Here is a 17,230-nt window from a genome sequence, read left to right as displayed (position 1 = left end):
TCATGCACTGATCAGATCGGGAGGCGGCCCGCACGTGGTCGGAACTGCGCATTCATCGCCGACGCGTTGCCGTCCCGCTCGATTCGTGGAAGGCTCGGAGACGAGGATGATCTCCGCGCCCCTTGTGCGGACCGGGATGCCCGCCGATACAGGGCGTGATCGTGTTGACCGTCAAACTTTTTGGTGAGACGCTGGAAGCCCCGCGCACCTGAGCTGTTTGGCAGTGTTGGACGTAGTAAGCGCAGTGACTGTCAGTCGCTGCCGGACATCCGCGGGTGCGATTCCCTCACGACCCACACCGCTTCGGTCGGTCACTCAGTGTGGAGGACCATCCATCATGGCAAAGGCGCTTCTCGGTTACGTCGGCGGTTCCGACCCGCGACTCCTCGCCGAGATGCGACGGCTTCAGCAGCGCGTCCAGGACCTCGAGTCCGAGCTCGGACGGATCCAGTCCGAGAACGACGCACTGAACGCGGCCGCCGCTCAGCACGGAGACTCGCTGCTGGACAGCATCGACCTCGACGTACCCCAGGCGGAGCCTGCGCTCACCTGATCCGCGCTCACTCGTCACTCGACTCCAGCCCCGCTTGATCTGCAAGGGACGCTCCGGCGTCCCTTCTTTCTTGCCGCTCGGCCTTTCCTTGCGGCGTCGTGAGCCCGAGCCCGCGATGCCGCTTCCGCACGTGTCTGTCTCACGTGCCGCCCGCCACGCCGTTTAACGTCTGATGTGCCCTGCACCTTCATGGGTGAAACCGAACGTGAAAGGTAGAGTGCGGCGGCGTGCACCTCAAGTCCCTGACCCTGCGCGGCTTCAAATCCTTCGCCTCCGCGACCACCCTGCGCTTCGAGCCGGGGATCACCTGCGTCGTCGGCCCGAACGGATCGGGCAAGTCCAACGTGGTGGACGCGCTCTCGTGGGTCATGGGGGAACAGGGAGCCAAATCCCTGCGCGGCGGGAAGATGGAGGACGTCATCTTCGCGGGCACCACGGGCCGCCCGCCGCTCGGCCGGGCCGAGGTCTCCCTCACCATCGACAACTCCGACGGCGCCCTGCCGATCGAGTACGCCGAGGTCACCATCACGCGGATCATGTTCCGCGGCGGCAGCAGCGAGTACCAGATCAACGGGGACACCTGCCGGCTCCTCGACATCCAGGAGCTGCTGTCCGACTCCGGCATCGGCCGCGAGATGCACGTCATCGTCGGACAGGGCCAGCTCGACTCCGTCCTGCACGCCGACCCGATGGGCCGCCGCGCCTTCATCGAGGAGGCCGCCGGAGTCCTCAAGCACCGCAAGCGCAAAGAAAAGGCCCTGCGCAAACTCGACGCGATGCAGGCCAACCTCGCGCGGGTGCAGGACCTCACCGACGAGCTGCGCCGCCAGCTCAAGCCCCTCGGACGGCAGGCCGCCGTCGCCCGGCGGGCCGCCGTCATCCAGGCCGACCTGCGCGACGCGAAACTCCGGCTCCTCGCCGACGACCTGGTGACGCTGCGGACCGCGCTGGACGCGGAGATCGCGGACGAAGCCGCCCTGAAGGAGCGCAAGGAGTCCGCCGAACGCCGGCTGGCGGAGGCGATGCGCAGCGAAGCCGAACTGGAGGAAGCCGTACGGCGGCTCGCGCCGCGGCTCCAGCAGGCGCAGCAGACCTGGTACGAGCTCTCGCAGCTGGCCGAGCGGGTCCGTGGGACGGCGTCGCTGGCCGAGGCCCGGGTCAGGAGCGCGTCCGCGCCCGCCGAGGAGGAGCGGCGCGGCCGCGACCCCGAGGACCTGGAGCGCGAGGCCGCCCGGATCCGGGAACAGGAAGCGGAGCTGACGGCCGCCCTGGAGGCCGCCGGGCGGGCCCTGGAGGACACCGCCGAACACCGGGCCGAACTGGAACGGGCCCTCGCGGAGGAGGAACGGCGGCTACGGGACGCGGCCCGGGCCATCGCCGACCGGCGCGAGGAGCTGGCCCGGCTGACGGGGCGGCTCGGCGCGGCCCGGTCGCGGGCGGGCGCCGCGCAGGCGGAGATCGACCGGCTCGTGGTGGCCCGGGACGAGGCGCAGGGCCGGGCTGTGGGGGCGCGCGAGGAGTACGAGGCGCTCGCCGAGGAGGTCGACGGGCTCGACGACCCCGGGGTGGAGGGGGAGTACGAGGCGGCGCGGGCCGGGCTGAAGGAGGCGGAGGCCGCGCTGGGCGCCGCCCGGGAAGCGCTGACCTCGGCGGAACGATCCCGCGCGGCCGTCGCCGCACGGCGGGACGCGCTCGCGCTGGGGCTGCGGCGCAAGGACGGAACGGGGGCGCTGCTCGCCGCGCGCGAGCGGCTCGGCGGGCTGCTCGGGCCGGCGGCGGAGCGGCTGACGGTGACCCCGGGGTACGAGGTCGCGGTGGCGGCGGCGCTCGGGGCTGCCGCCGATGCGGTGGCGGTGGCCTCGCCGGTGGCGGCGGCCGGGGCGATCCGGTACCTGCGGGACGCGGACGCGGGCCGAGCCACCTTCCTGGTGGCCCCGGTTCCGGTTCCGGCCTCGGCCTCGGCCCCGGCCTCGGTTCCGGCCTCGGTTCCGGCCTCGGTTCCGGCCTCGGCCTCGGCCCCGGCCTCGGCCCCGGTTCCGGCCCCGGCCTCGGTTCCGGGCCAGGCCCCGGCACCGCTGCCCGGACCCGTTCCGGCCTCGGGCGCCGCCCCGGGTGGTGCCGGGCTGCCCGGGCAGGCGCAGGGGCCGGAGGATTTCCCCCACCCCGCCCCTTCCCGAAACCGTGGGCTCCGCCCCCGGACCCCCGCGCCTCAAACGCCGGCGGGGCTGGACGGGGCGGGGCCGGGTGGGTCGGCTGCCGGCCCGGGCGGTGTGGCTGCGGCAGGGGTCGTGGGGTGGCGGGACGTGGGTTCGCTCGTCGTGGGGGACGACGCGGTGTGTCGGGCCGTGGCGTGGGTGCTGCGGGGGTATGTCGTGGTCGGGGGGCTGGAGGAGGCCGAGGTGGTGGTCGCCGGGCGGCCCGACCTGGTCGCGGTGACCGCCGACGGGGACGTGCTCGGGGCGCACTTCGCGTCCGGCGGCTCGGCGGGCGCGCCCAGCCTGATCGAGGTGCAGGCCGCCGTCGACGAGGCCGCCGCGGAGCTGGAGCGGCTGGACGGTGAGTGCCGCGAGCTGGCCGGGGCCGCGGAAGCCGCCCAGGTCCGCCGGGCCGACGCCGCGGCCCTCGCCGAGGAGCTGGACGGGCGGCGCCGGGCCGGTGAGCAGGCCCGGGCCGGGGTCGCGCAGCAGCTCGGGCGGCTTGCCGGGCAGGCGAAGGGGGCCCTGGGCGAAGCCGAGCGCAGTGCCCTGGCCGCAGCCAAGGCCGGGGAGGCGCTGGAACGGGCACGGGTCGACGTAGAGGAGTGCGCGGAGCGGCTCGCGGCGGTGGAGGACATGCCCGTCGAGGCGGAGCCCGACACCTCCGCCCGGGACCGGCTCGCCGCCGACGGGGCGAACGCCCGGCAGACCGAGATGGAGGCCCGGCTCCAGCTGCGGACCCATGAGGAACGGGTCAAGGGGCTGGCCGGGCGCGCCGACGGCCTGGACCGGGCCGCCCGGGCCGAGCGCGAGGCCCGGGCGCGCGCGCAGCGGCGCCGGCAGCGGCTGCGCCACGAGGCCGAGGTGGGCCGGGCCGTCGCCGACGGGGCGCGGCAGCTGCTGGCGCACCTGGAGGTGTCGCTCGGCCGGGCCGAGCAGGAGCGGGCGGCGGCCGAGCACGCCAAGGGGCTGCGCGAGCGCGAGCTCGGCGAGGCCCGCGGCCGGGGGCGCGACCTGAAGGGCGAGCTGGACAAGCTGACGGACTCGGTGCACCGGGGCGAGGTCCTCGGCGCGGAGAAGCGGCTGCGGATCGAGCAGTTGGAGACCCGGACCCTGGAGGAGCTGGGCGTGGAGCCGGCGGCGCTGGTCGCGGAGTACGGCCCCGACCAGCCGGTTCCGCCGTCCCCGCCGGCCGAGGGGGAGGAGCTGCCGCAGGACCCGGAGCACCCCCGCAACCGGCCGGGCCCCTTCGTACGCGCGCAGCAGGAGAAGCGGCTCAAGGCGGCCGAGCGGGCCTACCAGCAGCTCGGCAAGGTCAACCCGCTCGCGCTGGAGGAGTTCGCGGCGCTGGAGGAGCGGCACCAGTTCCTCGGCGAACAGCTGGACGATCTGCGCAAGACCCGGGCCGATCTCCTTCAAGTGGTGAAGGAGGTGGACCGGCGGGTGGAGCAGGTGTTCACCGAGGCCTACCGGGACACCGCCCGCGAGTTCGAGGGGGTGTTCTCGCGGCTGTTCCCCGGCGGCGAGGGCCGGCTCGTACTCACCGACCCGGACAACATGCTGGCGACCGGGGTGGACGTCGAGGCCCGCCCGCCGGGCAAGAAGGTCAAGCGGCTCTCGCTGCTGTCGGGCGGCGAGCGCTCGCTGACGGCCGTGGCGCTGCTGGTCTCCATCTTCAAGGCGCGGCCCAGCCCGTTCTATGTGATGGACGAGGTCGAGGCGGCGCTGGACGACACCAACCTCCAGCGGCTGATCCGGATCATGGAGGAGCTCCAGGAGAGCTCGCAGCTGATCGTGATCACGCACCAGAAGCGGACGATGGAGGTCGCGGACGCCCTCTACGGGGTCTCCATGCAGGGCGACGGGGTCTCGAAGGTCATCAGTCAGCGGCTCCGCTGAAGCTTCGGGTATTCAACACCTGAATTCATGCCGTCGGATCGGCGCTTGATCTCACCTTCGTCTCATCTATTGACTTCAAGAAATGAACGAATAGGCTCGCTCCGCTGTCTCCCGCCTCCAGGTGGTGCCCGATCTTGACCTGTGCGCCACTAGGAGAACGGACAAAACCCCCCACGGAGCACACCTTGACCAGCAGCACAGCGAAGGCACCGACGCCCGGCGGCGCGAGCGCGTCGCAGCCCGACCACCTCGGGCACGTCATCTTCATCACCGCGGCCGCAGCGATGGGCGGCTTCCTCTTCGGATACGACAGCTCGGTCATCAACGGCGCCGTCGAGGCCGTCCGTGACCGCTTCGACGTCGGCTCCGCCGCCCTCGCCCAGGTGATCGCCGCCGCCCTGATCGGCTGCGCCCTCGGCGCCGCCACCGCCGGCCGCATCGCCGACCGGATCGGCCGCATCCGCTGCATGCAGATCGCCGCCGTCCTCTTCGCGGCGAGCGCGATCGGCTCGGCCCTGCCCTTCGCCCTCTGGGACCTCGCCATGTGGCGCGTCATCGGCGGCTTCGGCATCGGCATGGCCTCGGTGATCGGCCCCGCCTACATCGCCGAGGTCTCCCCGCCCGCCTACCGAGGCCGGCTCGCCTCCTTCCAGCAGGCCGCCATCGTCATCGGCATCGCCATCTCGCAGCTGGTCAACTGGGGCATCCTCAACCTCGCCGACGGAGACCAGCGCGGCGAGATCGGCGGCCTGGAAGCCTGGCAGTGGATGCTCGGCGTCATGGTCGTCCCGGCCGTGCTCTACGGCCTGCTGACCCTCGCCATCCCCGAGTCCCCGCGCTTCCTGGTCTCCGCCGGCCGCATGGACAAGGCCAAGACGGTCCTGCGCGAGGTCGAGGGCGAGGGCATCGACGCCGACGCCCGCGTCCGCGAGATCGACAGCGCCATCCACTCGGAGCAGAAGTCCACCTTCAAGGACCTGCTCGGCGGCCGCTTCGGCTTCCTGCCGATCGTCTGGATCGGCATCGGACTCTCCGTCTTCCAGCAGCTCGTCGGCATCAACGTGATCTTCTACTACAGCTCCTCGCTGTGGCAGTCCGTCGGCGTCGACCCGAGCTCGTCCTTCCTGTACTCCTTCGAGACCTCCGTCGTGAACATCATCGGCACGGTGATCGCGATGCTGTTCGTGGACCGGATCGGCCGCAAGCCGCTGGCCCTCATCGGCTCCGTCGGCATGACGATCTCCCTCGCGCTCGCCGCCTGGGCCTTCTCCTACAAGTCCGATGCCGCCGGGGACATCGCCCTGCCGCACACCCAGGGACTCGTGGCCCTGATCGCGGCCAACTGCTTCGTCCTCTTCTTCGCCCTGTCCTGGGGCGTCGTGGTCTGGGTGCTCCTCGGGGAGATGTTCCCGGGCCGCATCCGCGCCGCCGCCCTCGGTGTGGCCGCCGCGGCCCAGTGGATCGCCAACTGGGTCATCACGGTCTCGTTCCCGACGCTGTCGGACTGGAACCTGTCCGGCACGTACGTCATCTACGCGGTCTTCGCCATGCTCTCGATCCCGTTCATCCTCAAGTGGGTGCCGGAGACCAAGGGCAAGGCGTTGGAGGAGATGGGGTAACCATCCCCCGCCACCACCCCCTCTCCTCCGCGGGTGCTGCCCCGGCTCAGTCCCTGAGCCGGGGCAGCACCTTTTCGCACAGCAGCCGCAGGCTCCGCCAGCCCTCGTCCAACGGCATCCCCCCGCACAGCGGGTGCAGCACCAGGTTCCCCGCCTCGCCCGCGCCCCGGGCGTACTCCACCGCCTGCTCCGGGGACAGGATCCGGTACACGCCCTCCGCGCGCAGCTCCTCCACGGTGCGGGCGCCCGAGCGCACCGCGCTGCGGATGTCCTTGGACTGCCAGGAGGCGTACGTGCCCGCCTCGTGCAGGAAGTGCCCGCCGTACTCCGCCCAGGCCCGGTCCGGGTCCTCGGCGATGTGCAGGAGCGGGGTCTGCGCGGCGGGCATCATGCAGAAGCCCTCCGTCCCGTACTCCGCCAGCCGCGCCTGGTAGTACGCCTCCAGCTCCGGCAGGTGCGCGCTCGGGAAGAACGGCAGCCCGAGCCGGGCCGCGCGCCGCGCCGCCGCCTCGGAGCTGCCGCCGACGAGCAGCAGCGGGTGCGGCCGGGTGAAGGGGCGCGGGGTGACCCGTACCGTCCGGCCGCGGAAGGTGAAGGGCTCGCCGGTCCACGCCTTCAGCAGGGTCTCCAGCAGCTCGTCCTGGAGCCGGCCGCGCCGGCCCCACTCCACGCCGTGCTGCTCGTACTCCTCGGGCCGGTAGCCGATGCCCGCGACCGTGACCAGCCGGCCGCCGCTCAGCAGGTCCAGCACCGCGATGTCCTCGGCGATCTTCAGCGGGTCGTGGAGCGGGCCGATGATCGCCGAGACGGTGACCGCGATCCGCCGGGTGGCGCCGAAGACCGCGCCCGCGAAGGCGAAGGGGGAGGGCATCCAGTTGTTCGCGGTGCCGTGGTGCTCCTCCGTCTGGACGGTGTCGACCCCGTGCTCGTCCGCGTACCTCGCCATCTCCAGCGCCGCCTTGTAGCGGGCGGACAGCGACTCGGGCGTGCCGTTCGGGTCGACGAGATTGAACCGGGCCACGGTGATGGGCATGGAGAAGTCCCCCTTCGCCGGATGGGGTGGGCGGGCGGAGGGGGACGTTAGCTGACGCAGCGTCAGTTGGACAGGGATCCGGCGGTCTCGCGCTCCGGGGCCGGGGCGGGCGCGTCCGCCGCCGCCGTGCGCGGCAGTACGGCGTACAGCAGGCCGGAGGTGAGGATGCCCGCCACCCAGCCCAGGCCGTTGCGCCCGATCCAGGTGGAGGCGAGCGGCCCGCTGAACCAGTCCACCTCGGTGAACAGCGTGCCCACCACCAGGGCCGCGCCCCAGGCCGTCATCGCCTGCCAGGCGAAGCCGCCCCGGTACCAGTAGGCGCTGCTCGGCGTGGCGTCCAGCAGCGCGGGGCCGTCGTAGGTCTCACGGCGCAGCATGTCCACGCCGAAGACACCGATCCAGGCGGAGAAGGCCACGGCCAGCAGCGTCAGGAAGGAGATGAACGATCCGAAGAAGCTGGTCGCCACCACCATCAGCAGGAAGCCGAAGACCAGGCTGATGACGGCGTTGACGCTGACCGCCCAGGCGCGCGGCACCTTGATGCCCAGGGTCTGCGCGGTGAAGCCGGCGGAGTACATGGACATCGAGTTGATCAGCAGCATGCCGACGAGCGCGACGAGCAGGTACGGGACCGCGATCCAGGTCGGCAGCAGCTCGCCGATGAAGGAGACCGGGTCCTGCGCGGTCGCCAGGTCCGGGGTGCCGACCGCCATCACGGCGCCCATCAGCACCATCGGCAGGACCACCACGCCGGCGCCGCCGATCGTCGCGCCGACCACGCCCCGGGAGGAGGCCGTACGGGGCAGGTAGCGGGTGAAGTCCGGGCCCGAGGGCACCCAGCTGATGCCGCCCGCCGCGATGGTGCCGATGCCCGCGATCATCATCGCCGTGGAGCCGGCCGGCTTGTCGAGGACCGCCGACCAGTCGGTGGTGAGGACCAGGTAGCCCAGGACCAGCACGCTGAAGCCGCCGAAGAGGTACGTCGACCACTTCGAGCAGACGCGCAGCGCGTTGATGCCCAGCCCCGAGACCACGAAGGTGCAGCCCACGAAGAAGAGCAGGGTGACCACGATCAGGGCGGTGTTGCTCTTCACCCCGAAGAGCAGGTCGAGCACGGTCAGGACGGCGTAGGCCCCGCTGACCGCGTTGATGGTCTCCCAGCCCCAGCGGGCCACCCAGATCAGGGCGCCGGGGAAGAGGTTGCCGCGCTGGCCGAAGACGGCCCGCGAGAGCGCCATGCCGGGCGCCCCGCCGCGCTTGCCCGCGAGGGAGATCAGGCCGACCATCCCGTACGAGAGCACCGGCGCGGCCACCGCGACGACGAGCACCTGCCAGATGTTGAGCTTGTTGAAGATCACCAGTCCGGCGCCCATGGTGAGCAGCAGCACGCTGATGTTCGCGGCCACCCACGTGGGGACCAGCTCGCGCACCCGCCCCCCGCGCTCCCCGTCGGGCACGGGCTCCAGCCCGCGGGTCTCGACGGCTTTCTCGGCCGGGGCGGCTATCGCGCCGTCGGCGGGCTCGGCAGGCATGAGCTACTCCGGGGGCTGGGGGAGGGGGAGTCGCCCATCATCGTAGATTCGCCCCGAAAACCACAAATAGAGGACTAATGCCCTCCCGCAACCTCCGAAAGGTTCCCGGAGGTGGCCGATACTGGGAGCGTTATGGAAATCCTCATCCTTGCTGTAGTCATCGCCCTGGTCGCGGTCGGCGCGATCAGCGGGCTCGTGGTCAGCAGCCGCAAGAAGAAGCAGCTGCCCCCCACGGCGCCGCCGAGCACGCCGACCATCACTGCCCCGCCCGCCGAACCGCAGGTGGGGGAGGACGCCGCTCCGACGGTCGAAGAGCCGCGCCGCACGATCGAGGAGGTCACCCTCCCCGACGCGCAGGCCCCGGCCGCCGAGCCCGTCACCGAGGCCCCGGCCGCACCCGAGATCGAGGTGCCCGAGCCCACCGCCGGCCGCCTGGTCCGGCTGCGCGCGCGGCTCGCCCGTTCCCAGAACTCGCTCGGCAAGGGGCTGCTCACGCTGCTCTCGCGCGAGCACCTCGACGAGGACACCTGGGAGGAGATCGAGGAGACCCTCCTCATCGCCGACGTCGGTGTTGCACCGACCCAGGAGCTCGTGGACCGCCTCCGCGAGCGGGTCAAGGTGCTCGGCACCCGCACCCCCGCAGATCTGCGCGCCCTGCTGAAGGAGGAGCTGGTCGCCCTCCTCGGCACCGACTTCGACCGTGCGGTGAAGACCGAGAGCGGCGTCGACACCCCGGCCGTCGTGATGGTCGTCGGCGTCAACGGCACCGGCAAGACCACCACCACCGGCAAGCTCGCCCGGGTGCTCGTCGCCGACGGCCGCAGCGTGGTCCTCGGCGCCGCCGACACCTTCCGCGCGGCGGCCGCCGACCAGCTCCAGACCTGGGGCGAGCGCGTCGGCGCCCGCACCGTGCGCGGCCCCGAGGGCGGGGACCCCGCCTCGATCGCCTACGACGCGGTCAAGGAGGGCATCGCCGAGGGCGCGGACGTCGTCCTCATCGACACCGCCGGCCGGCTGCACACCAAGACCGGCCTCATGGACGAGCTCGGCAAGGTCAAGCGCGTCGTCGAGAAGCACGGCCCGCTGGACGAGATCCTGCTCGTCCTCGACGCCACCACCGGCCAGAACGGCCTGACGCAGGCCCGCGTCTTCGCCGAGGTCGTGGACATCACCGGCATCGTGCTGACCAAGCTCGACGGCACCGCCAAGGGCGGCATCGTCATCGCCGTCCAGCGCGAGCTGGGCGTCCCGGTCAAGCTCGTCGGCCTCGGCGAGGGCCCGGACGACCTGGCCCCCTTCGAGCCGGAGGCGTTCGTGGACGCCCTCATCGGCGACTGACACGCTCCGGCCGAGCAGGCCCTACGCGTACCCGTGCCCCCGCGTCCGTCCAGGACCCGGGGGCACGGCCGTGTCCGGAGGGCTCAGCGGCGGAAGCGGTGGCAGGTGTAGGCGAGGGTGCCGAGCAGCAGCCGGGCCTGCGGGGGGCCGCCGGCACTGTCCAGCGCGGGCCGGCGCAGCCAGCCGGCCGGGCCGAGGCCCGCGTGGTCGCAGGGCGGGGCCGTCAGGAAGGCGCCGTGACCCAGGGCGCGCAGGTCCAGATCGGCGTCGTCCCAGCCCATCCGGTACAGCAGCTGCGGCAGCTCGGCCGCCGCCCCCGGGGCCACGAAGAACTGCGCGCGGCCGTCCGGGGTCGCCGTCACCGGCCCCAGCGGCAGGCCCATCCGCTCCATGCGGACCAGGGCCCGGCGCCCGGCCTCCTCGGAGACCTCGATGACGTCGAAGGAGCGGCCGACGGGGAGGAGGATCGAGGCGCCCGGGTACTCGCCCCAGATCTCGGAGACCTCGTCGAGGGTGGCGCCGCCCGGGACGGTCGGAGCGAAGTCCAGTGGATGCGCCCCCGGCGCACCGCAGTTCGTATGACCGCAGGAGCAGTCGCGGGCCGGAGCCGCGGCGCGGGCGCCGGGGACCGCGTCCCAGCCCCAGAGTCCGGTGTACTCCGCCACCGCCGTGCACTCCGAGGTCCGGCCGCGGCGCCGGACGCCGGAACGGAACTCCTTGGTGCTGCGGCTGCCGCCGATCGTGAAGCCCATGCCCATGCCCCCTCCAACGGGTCGGACGCGCCGGTGGTTACGACGTCGGCGAGACCGGTCGCGGGGCCGGGTGCGGAGCCTCGTCCACCGGGGCCGCCCGGCGCACTCCTCGCCGCGCGCGCCCCTGGCGCACTCCCGTCCAACCGTTCCGTTCCGCCTTCGTGTCAAGTGAATCGCGCCTGGCAGGTGGCGAGTTCATTCGAAGGGGTGGCGAATGGTGGCGTTTCTGGAATCGACCTCGCCGACGGGGTGATCGTAGGATTACTTTCGGTGCACGAACCTGGAAGGTGCGCCCGACCGTGGGTATGCCGGAGGCAATCCGTGGAGGACCTGTGAAGGTCCCCGGCCGCGGTCGCCACCCCGGCCAGGGTTTCGTGTGAAGAGGCGATGCGGATGGGGGCGTTCCCAGTGAGCGGCAGTGGCGCAAGCGGAACGAGCGGTGATGCGGCCGACCGCAACGACCAGCTGACCTCGTGGTTCGTCCGCAGTGGCTGGTCCAAGGGCGAACTCGCCCGCCAGGTCAACCGCCGGGCCCGCCAGATGGGCGCCCACCACATCAGCACCGACACCTCGCGCGTACGCCGCTGGCTCGACGGCGAACAGCCCCGCGAACCCGTGCCCCGCATCCTCTCCGAGCTGTTCTCCGAACGCTTCGGCTCCGTCGTCGCCATCGAACAGCTCGGCCTGCGCACCGCCCACCAGACCCCCTCCGTCTCCGGCGTCGACCTGCCCTGGGCCGGCCCGCAGACAGTGGAACTGCTCAGCGAGTTCTCCCGCAGCGACCTCATGCTGGCCCGCCGCGGCTTCCTCGGGACCTCGCTCGCCCTCTCCGCCGGCCCCGCCCTCATCGAGCCCATGCAGCGCTGGCTCGTACCGGTCCCGGCCGCCGACCCGGGACCGCGCACCGAGGGCGGGCCGGCGGGCGCGCTCGGCGGACACCGGCCGCCCCGGCTCTCCGAGCCCGAGCTCGACCTCCTCGAAGCCACCACCGTGATGTTCCGCCAGTGGGACGCCCAGTGCGGCGGCGGCCTGCGCCGCAAGGCCGTCGTCGGACAGCTCCACGAGGTCACCGACCTGCTCCAGGAGAACCACCCGGCCCCCGTCATGAAACGGCTCTTCAAGGTGGCCGCCGAGCTCGCCGAACTCGCCGGCTGGATGAGCTACGACATCGGCCTGCACCCCACCGCCCAGAAGTACTTCGTCCTCGCGCTGCACGCCGCGAAGGAGGGCGGCGACAAACCCCTCGGCTCGTACATCCTCTCCAGCATGAGCCGCCAGATGATCCACCTCGGCCGCCCCGAGGACGCCCTGGAACTCATCCACCTCGCCCAGTACGGCAGCCGCGACTGCGCCGGACCGCGCACCCAGGCCATGCTGTATGCGATGGAGGCCCGCGCCTACGCCAACATGGGCCAGCCCAGCCGCTGCAAGCGCGCCGTACGGATGGCCGAGGACACCTTCTCCGACGTCGGCTTCGGCGGCGAGCCCGAACCCGACTGGATCCGCTTCTTCTCCGAGGCGGAACTCAACGGCGAGAACTCCCACTCCTACCGGGATCTGGCCTACGTCGCCGGCCGCAGCCCCACCTACGCCTCCCTCGCCGAACCGGTCATGGAACGCGCCGTCGAGCTCTTCGCCAAGGACGAGGAACACCAGCGCTCGTACGCCCTGAACCTCATCGGCATGGCCACCGTCCACCTCCTCCAGCGCGAGCCCGAGCAGGCCACCGTCCTCGTCGACCAGGCCCTCGACGTGGCGCGAAAAGTACGCTCCGAACGGGTGAACACCCGGCTCCGCAAGACCGTCGACACCGCCGCCCGCGAGTACGGCGACGTCGCCGAGGTGGTCCGCCTCACCGACCTCCTCGCCTCCCGCCTCCCCGAGGCCGCCGAAGCGGTCTGAGGCGCCCCCGGGCCCGGACCCGTACCCGGCCCGTTCATGGACGCGTAACACGTCCGACCTCTTCGTCATCGGCGCGAAACACCCAGCGGCGCCGCCGGAAACCGGCCTGCGCGAATCTCAGGGCCAATAACCGGCCAGCCCCCAGGCCCGCCCCCCAGGCCTACGCCTTGCGCCGCTCAGGTTTTCACGGTCGCCCGCACGCGAACGTACCGACGACGAGGAGACGCCGATGGCATCAGCCATCACGACCCTCGCGGCAGACGCCCCGACACTGTCTGCCGCGAACACCGGGTTCATGCTCATCTGCTCCGCCCTGGTCATGCTGATGACCCCGGGACTCGCCTTCTTCTACGGAGGCATGGTCCGCGTCAAGAGCAGCCTCAACATGCTGATGATGAGCTTCGTCAGCCTCGGGATCGTCACGATCCTGTGGGTGCTCTACGGCTTCAGCCTCGCCTTCGGCACCGACTCCGGCTCCGTCATCGGCTGGAACTCCGACTACGTCGGCCTCAGCGGCATCGGGATCACCGAGCTGTGGGACGGCTACACCATCCCCGTCTACGTCTTCGCCGTCTTCCAGCTGATGTTCGCCGTCATCACCCCCGCCCTGATCAGCGGCGCCCTCGCCGACCGCGTCAAGTTCAGCGCCTGGGTCCTGTTCACCGGCCTGTGGGTCACCGTCGTCTACTTCCCCGTCGCCCACTGGGTCTGGGGCGCCGGCGGCTGGCTCTTCGAGCTCGGCGTCATCGACTTCGCGGGCGGCACCGCCGTCCACATCAACGCGGGCGCCGCCGCCCTCGGCGTCATCCTCGTCATCGGCAAGCGCGTCGGCTTCAAGAAGGACCCGATGCGCCCCCACAGCCTCCCGCTCGTGATGCTCGGCGCCGGCCTGCTGTGGTTCGGCTGGTTCGGCTTCAACGCCGGATCCTGGCTCGGCAACGACGACGGCGTCGGCGCCGTCATGTTCGTCAACACCCAGGTCGCCACCGCCGCCGCCATGCTCGCCTGGCTCGGCTACGAGAAGCTGCGCCACGGCTCCTTCACCACCCTCGGCGCCGCCTCCGGAGCCGTCGCCGGCCTCGTCGCCATCACCCCCGCCGGCGGCAGCGTCAGCCCGCTCGGCGCCATCGCGGTCGGTGCCATCGCCGGTGTGCTGTGCGCCATGGCCGTCGGCCTCAAGTACAAGTTCGGCTACGACGACTCCCTCGACGTCGTCGGGGTCCACCTCGTCGGCGGCGTCGCCGGCTCCCTCCTCGTCGGCCTCTTCGCCACCGGCGGAGTCCAGTCCGACGCCGCGGGCCTCTTCTACGGCGGCGGACTCGAACAGCTCGGCAAGCAGGCCATCGGCGTCTTCGCCGTCCTCGCCTACTCCCTCGTCGTCTCCGCCGTCCTGGCCCTCCTCCTCGACAAGACCATCGGGATGCGCGTCACCGAGGACGCGGAGGTCTCCGGCATCGACCAGAACGAGCACGCCGAGACCGCCTACGACTTCAGCGGGGCCGGCGGCGGCGCCGCCCCGCGCAGCACCGCCGTAACCGCCCCCGTTGCCGCCGCGAGCAAGAAGGTCGACGCATGAAGCTGATCACCGCGATCGTCAAGCCGTACAAGCTGGACGAGATCAAGGAAGCCCTCCACGCCTTCGGCGTCCACGGGCTCACCGTCTCCGAGGCCAGCGGCTACGGACGCCAGCGCGGCCACACCGAGGTCTACCGCGGCGCCGAGTACACCGTGGACCTCGTACCGAAGATCCGCATCGAGGTGCTCGTCGACGACGACGACGCCGAGCAGCTGATCGACGTCATCGTGCAGGCCGCCCGCACCGGCAAGATCGGCGACGGCAAGGTGTGGAGCGTCCCCGTGGACTCGGCCGTCCGGGTCCGCACCGGCGAGCGCGGCGCTGACGCGCTCTAGGCGAAGGGAGCTGCTGGGTGACGAGCGTCGAAGAGACCAAGGACGGCGGGCACGAGCCCGCCGACCCGGGACCCAGCGGATACGCCGCGGCCCGGCTGCGACTCCTCCAGGAGGAGTCGCGGTCCGGGCCCTCGCGGCGTTCCGCGCTGTCCGCACTGACCGACCAGTGGCTCGCCGGCCTGTACGGGCAGGCCGCCCGCGACACCGGCGTCCGCGGCGCCGCCCTCGTCGCCGTCGGCGGCTACGGGCGCGGCGAACTCTCCCCGCGCAGCGACCTCGACCTGCTGCTGCTCCACGACGGCAGGGCCGAACCCGAGGCGCTGGCCGCGCTCGCAGACCGCCTCTGGTACCCCGTCTGGGACCTCGGACTGGCCCTCGACCACTCGGTACGCACCCCCGGCGAAGCCCGCAGGACCGCCGCCGAGGACCTCAAGGCGCACCTCGGGCTGCTCGACGCCCGGCTCGTCGCCGGCGACGCCGGACTGCTCGCCGGACTGCGCACCTCCGTCCTGGCCGACTGGCGCAACCAGGCCGTGAAACGGCTGCCGCAGCTGCACTCCCTGTGCCGGGAGCGCGCCGAGCGCGCCGGGGAACTGCGCTTCCTGCTGGAGCCCGACCTCAAGGAGGCCCGCGGCGGGCTCCGCGACACCACCGCCCTGCGGGCCGTCGCCGCGTCCTGGCTGGCCGACGCCCCGCGCGAGGGACTGGCCGAGGCCCGGCGGCGGCTGCTGGACGCGCGGGACGCGCTGCACCTGGTCACGGGCCGGGCGACCGACCGGCTCGCCCTCCAGGAACAGCCCCAGGTCGCTGCCCGGCTCGGGCTGCTCGACGCCGACGCCCTGCTGCGGGAGGTGTACGAGGCCGCGCGCGTCGTCGCCTACGCCGGGGACGTCACCTGGCGCGAGGTCGGCCGGGTGCTGCGGGCGAGGGCCGCCCGGCCCAGGCTGCGCGGGCTGCTGGGGACACGGGGGGCCCCGGCGGCCGAGCGGGCGCCGCTCGCCGACGGAGTGGTGGAGTCCGACGGGGAGGCCGTCCTCGCCCTGGCCGCCCGGCCCGACCGGGACCCCGTACTGCCCCTGCGGTTCGCCGCCGCCGCCGCGCAGGCCGGGCTGCCCGTCTCCCCGCACGCCGTCCGCCGCCTCGCCGCGCAGGCCGGGCCGCTGCCCGTGCCCTGGCCGGCGCAGGCGCGGGAACAGCTGGTCACCCTGCTCGGCGCGGGCGAGCCGACCGTCGCGGTGTGGGAGGCCCTGGAGGCCGAAGGCCTGATCAGCCGCCTCCTGCCCGACTGGGAACGGGTGCGGTGCCGGCCGCAGCGCAACCCCGTGCACACCTGGACCGTGGACCGGCACCTCATCGAGACGGCCGTACGGGCCTCCGCGCTGACCCGCCGGGTGAGCCGCCCCGACCTGCTCCTGATGGCGGCCCTGCTGCACGACATCGGCAAGGGCTGGCCCGGCGACCACTCGGTGGCCGGGGAGACCATCGCCCGCGACGTCGCCGCCCGGCTGGGCTTCGACGCGCAGGACACCACCGTCCTGGGCGTGCTCGTACGCCACCACCTGCTGCTCGTCGAGACCGCGACCCGCCGCGACCTCGACGACCCCGCCACCGTCAAAGCGGTCGCCGAAGCGGTCGGCTCCACCGGCACGCTGGAACTCCTGCACGCCCTCACCGAGGCCGACGCCCTGGCCACCGGCCCCGCCGCCTGGAGCACCTGGCGGGCCTCCCTCGTCGCCGACCTCGTCGCCCGCGCCGCCGCCCTGCTGCGCGGCGCCCCGCACCCCGCCGCAGAGCTGGAGATCCCGACCACGGAACAGGAACGCCTGGCGGTGGAGGCGCTGCGCACCGGGGAACCCGTCCTCGCGCTGCACGCCCGCCAGGAGGAGGACGACGCCGTCGGGGTCGAGCTCGTCGTCGCCGTACCCGACCAGCCCGGGGTGCTCCCGGCCGCCGCCGGGGTGCTCGCCCTGCACCGGCTGACCGTACGGGCGGCCGACCTGCGCTCCCTGGAGCTGCCCGACCTGCCCGGGGAGGTGCTCGTGCTGCGCTGGCGGGTGGCCGCCGAGTTCGGGGCGCTGCCCCAGGCCGCCCGGCTGCGGACCGACCTGATCCGGGCGCTGGACGGGTCGCTCGACGTACCGGCGAAGCTGGCCGGCCGCGAGGCGGCGTACCCGCGCCGGCGCGGGGTCGTCCCCCCGCCGCCGCGCGTCACGGTCGTCCCGGAGGTCTCCTCCCTGGCCACCGTCCTGGAGGTCCGCGCCCCCGACGCCGTGGGCCTGCTCCACCGCATCGGCCGCGCCCTGGAATCGGCCGGGGTCCGGGTGCGCAGCGCGCACGTCTCGACCCTGGGCGCCAACGCCGTCGACACCGTGTACGTGGTCGACAACAACGGCAAACCCCTGCCGCAGGCGGACGCGGCGGCGCTGGCGGCCTCGGTCCAGGTGGCGCTGGGATGACCGTAACCATCGCCTCAGCAGGTCGTTGAGCACGACGTGC

The 17,230-nt window shown here is 72.8% G+C and carries 11 protein-coding genes; 8 read left to right on the top strand and 3 right to left on the bottom strand.

The genetic code is table 11. From position 1 onward, the window contains the following. Window positions 1–337: 337 nt before the first annotated feature. From OOK31_RS09415 to OOK31_RS09405, 3 genes are all read left to right on the top strand, one after another. Window positions 338–553, top strand: coding sequence for a hypothetical protein (locus OOK31_RS09415; protein WP_030227372.1), 216 nt, complete (start codon window positions 338–340; stop codon window positions 551–553). A 227-nt stretch (window positions 554–780) separates the two neighbouring features. Further along, window positions 781–4,647, top strand: coding sequence for an AAA family ATPase (locus tag OOK31_RS09410; RefSeq protein ID WP_267011980.1), 3,867 nt, complete (start codon window positions 781–783; stop codon window positions 4,645–4,647). Window positions 4,648–4,832: 185 nt separating this feature from the next. After that, window positions 4,833–6,266 carry a sugar porter family MFS transporter gene (locus tag OOK31_RS09405; RefSeq protein ID WP_267011979.1) on the top strand — a complete coding sequence of 478 codons (1,434 nt, stop codon included), beginning with the start codon at window positions 4,833–4,835 and terminating at the stop codon, window positions 6,264–6,266. A gap of 46 nt (window positions 6,267–6,312) precedes the next feature. On the opposite strand, the gene OOK31_RS09400 is transcribed toward OOK31_RS09405, so the two are convergent. Together OOK31_RS09400 and OOK31_RS09395 are read right to left on the bottom strand one after the other, a co-directional pair. Then, entirely contained in the window at window positions 6,313–7,299 is a 987-nt protein-coding gene (locus OOK31_RS09400) for an LLM class flavin-dependent oxidoreductase (RefSeq protein WP_267011978.1), read from the bottom strand. A 62-nt stretch (window positions 7,300–7,361) separates the two neighbouring features. Continuing rightward, the gene (locus OOK31_RS09395) at window positions 7,362–8,831 is read right to left on the bottom strand and encodes a cytosine permease (RefSeq protein WP_267011977.1); all 1,470 of its coding nucleotides are present in this window, start codon (window positions 8,829–8,831) and stop codon (window positions 7,362–7,364) included. A gap of 132 nt (window positions 8,832–8,963) precedes the next feature. On the opposite strand from OOK31_RS09395, the gene ftsY reads away from it, so the two are divergent. Then, on the top strand, window positions 8,964–10,169 hold the full coding sequence (gene ftsY, locus OOK31_RS09390; protein WP_267011976.1) for a signal recognition particle-docking protein FtsY: 1,206 nt from the start codon (window positions 8,964–8,966) through the stop codon (window positions 10,167–10,169). An 83-nt stretch (window positions 10,170–10,252) separates the two neighbouring features. Here ftsY and OOK31_RS09385 read toward each other — a convergent pair whose 3' ends face one another. Beyond that, entirely contained in the window at window positions 10,253–10,921 is a 669-nt protein-coding gene (locus OOK31_RS09385) for a bifunctional DNA primase/polymerase (RefSeq protein ID WP_267011975.1), read from the bottom strand. Window positions 10,922–11,329: 408 nt separating this feature from the next. Between OOK31_RS09385 and OOK31_RS09380 the strand changes: the two genes are divergently transcribed. The 4 genes from OOK31_RS09380 to OOK31_RS09365 all read left to right on the top strand — a co-directional run bounded on the left by OOK31_RS09380 (window position 11,330) and on the right by OOK31_RS09365 (window position 17,190). Beyond that, window positions 11,330–12,823 carry a hypothetical protein gene (locus OOK31_RS09380; protein ID WP_267011974.1) on the top strand — a complete coding sequence of 498 codons (1,494 nt, stop codon included), beginning with the start codon at window positions 11,330–11,332 and terminating at the stop codon, window positions 12,821–12,823. A 229-nt stretch (window positions 12,824–13,052) separates the two neighbouring features. After that, window positions 13,053–14,399 (top strand): ammonium transporter, encoded by a 1,347-nt coding sequence (locus tag OOK31_RS09375; protein WP_267011973.1) that lies wholly within the window; start codon window positions 13,053–13,055, stop codon window positions 14,397–14,399. Next, a complete protein-coding gene (locus tag OOK31_RS09370; protein WP_267011972.1) occupies window positions 14,396–14,734 on the top strand; it encodes a P-II family nitrogen regulator in 339 nt (112 codons plus the stop codon). Before OOK31_RS09375 ends, OOK31_RS09370 begins: the two co-directional genes overlap by 4 nt. A 17-nt stretch (window positions 14,735–14,751) precedes the next feature. Further along, window positions 14,752–17,190: a [protein-PII] uridylyltransferase gene (locus tag OOK31_RS09365; RefSeq protein ID WP_267011971.1), complete on the top strand. Its 2,439-nt coding sequence runs from the start codon at window positions 14,752–14,754 to the stop codon at window positions 17,188–17,190. Window positions 17,191–17,230: the final 40 nt, after the last annotated feature.

The organism is Streptomyces sp. NBC_00249 (assembly GCF_026342355.1).
In the GTDB taxonomy this organism is placed as follows: domain Bacteria; phylum Actinomycetota; class Actinomycetes; order Streptomycetales; family Streptomycetaceae; genus Streptomyces.
This window is presented reverse-complemented; position numbering and strand designations above follow the sequence as displayed.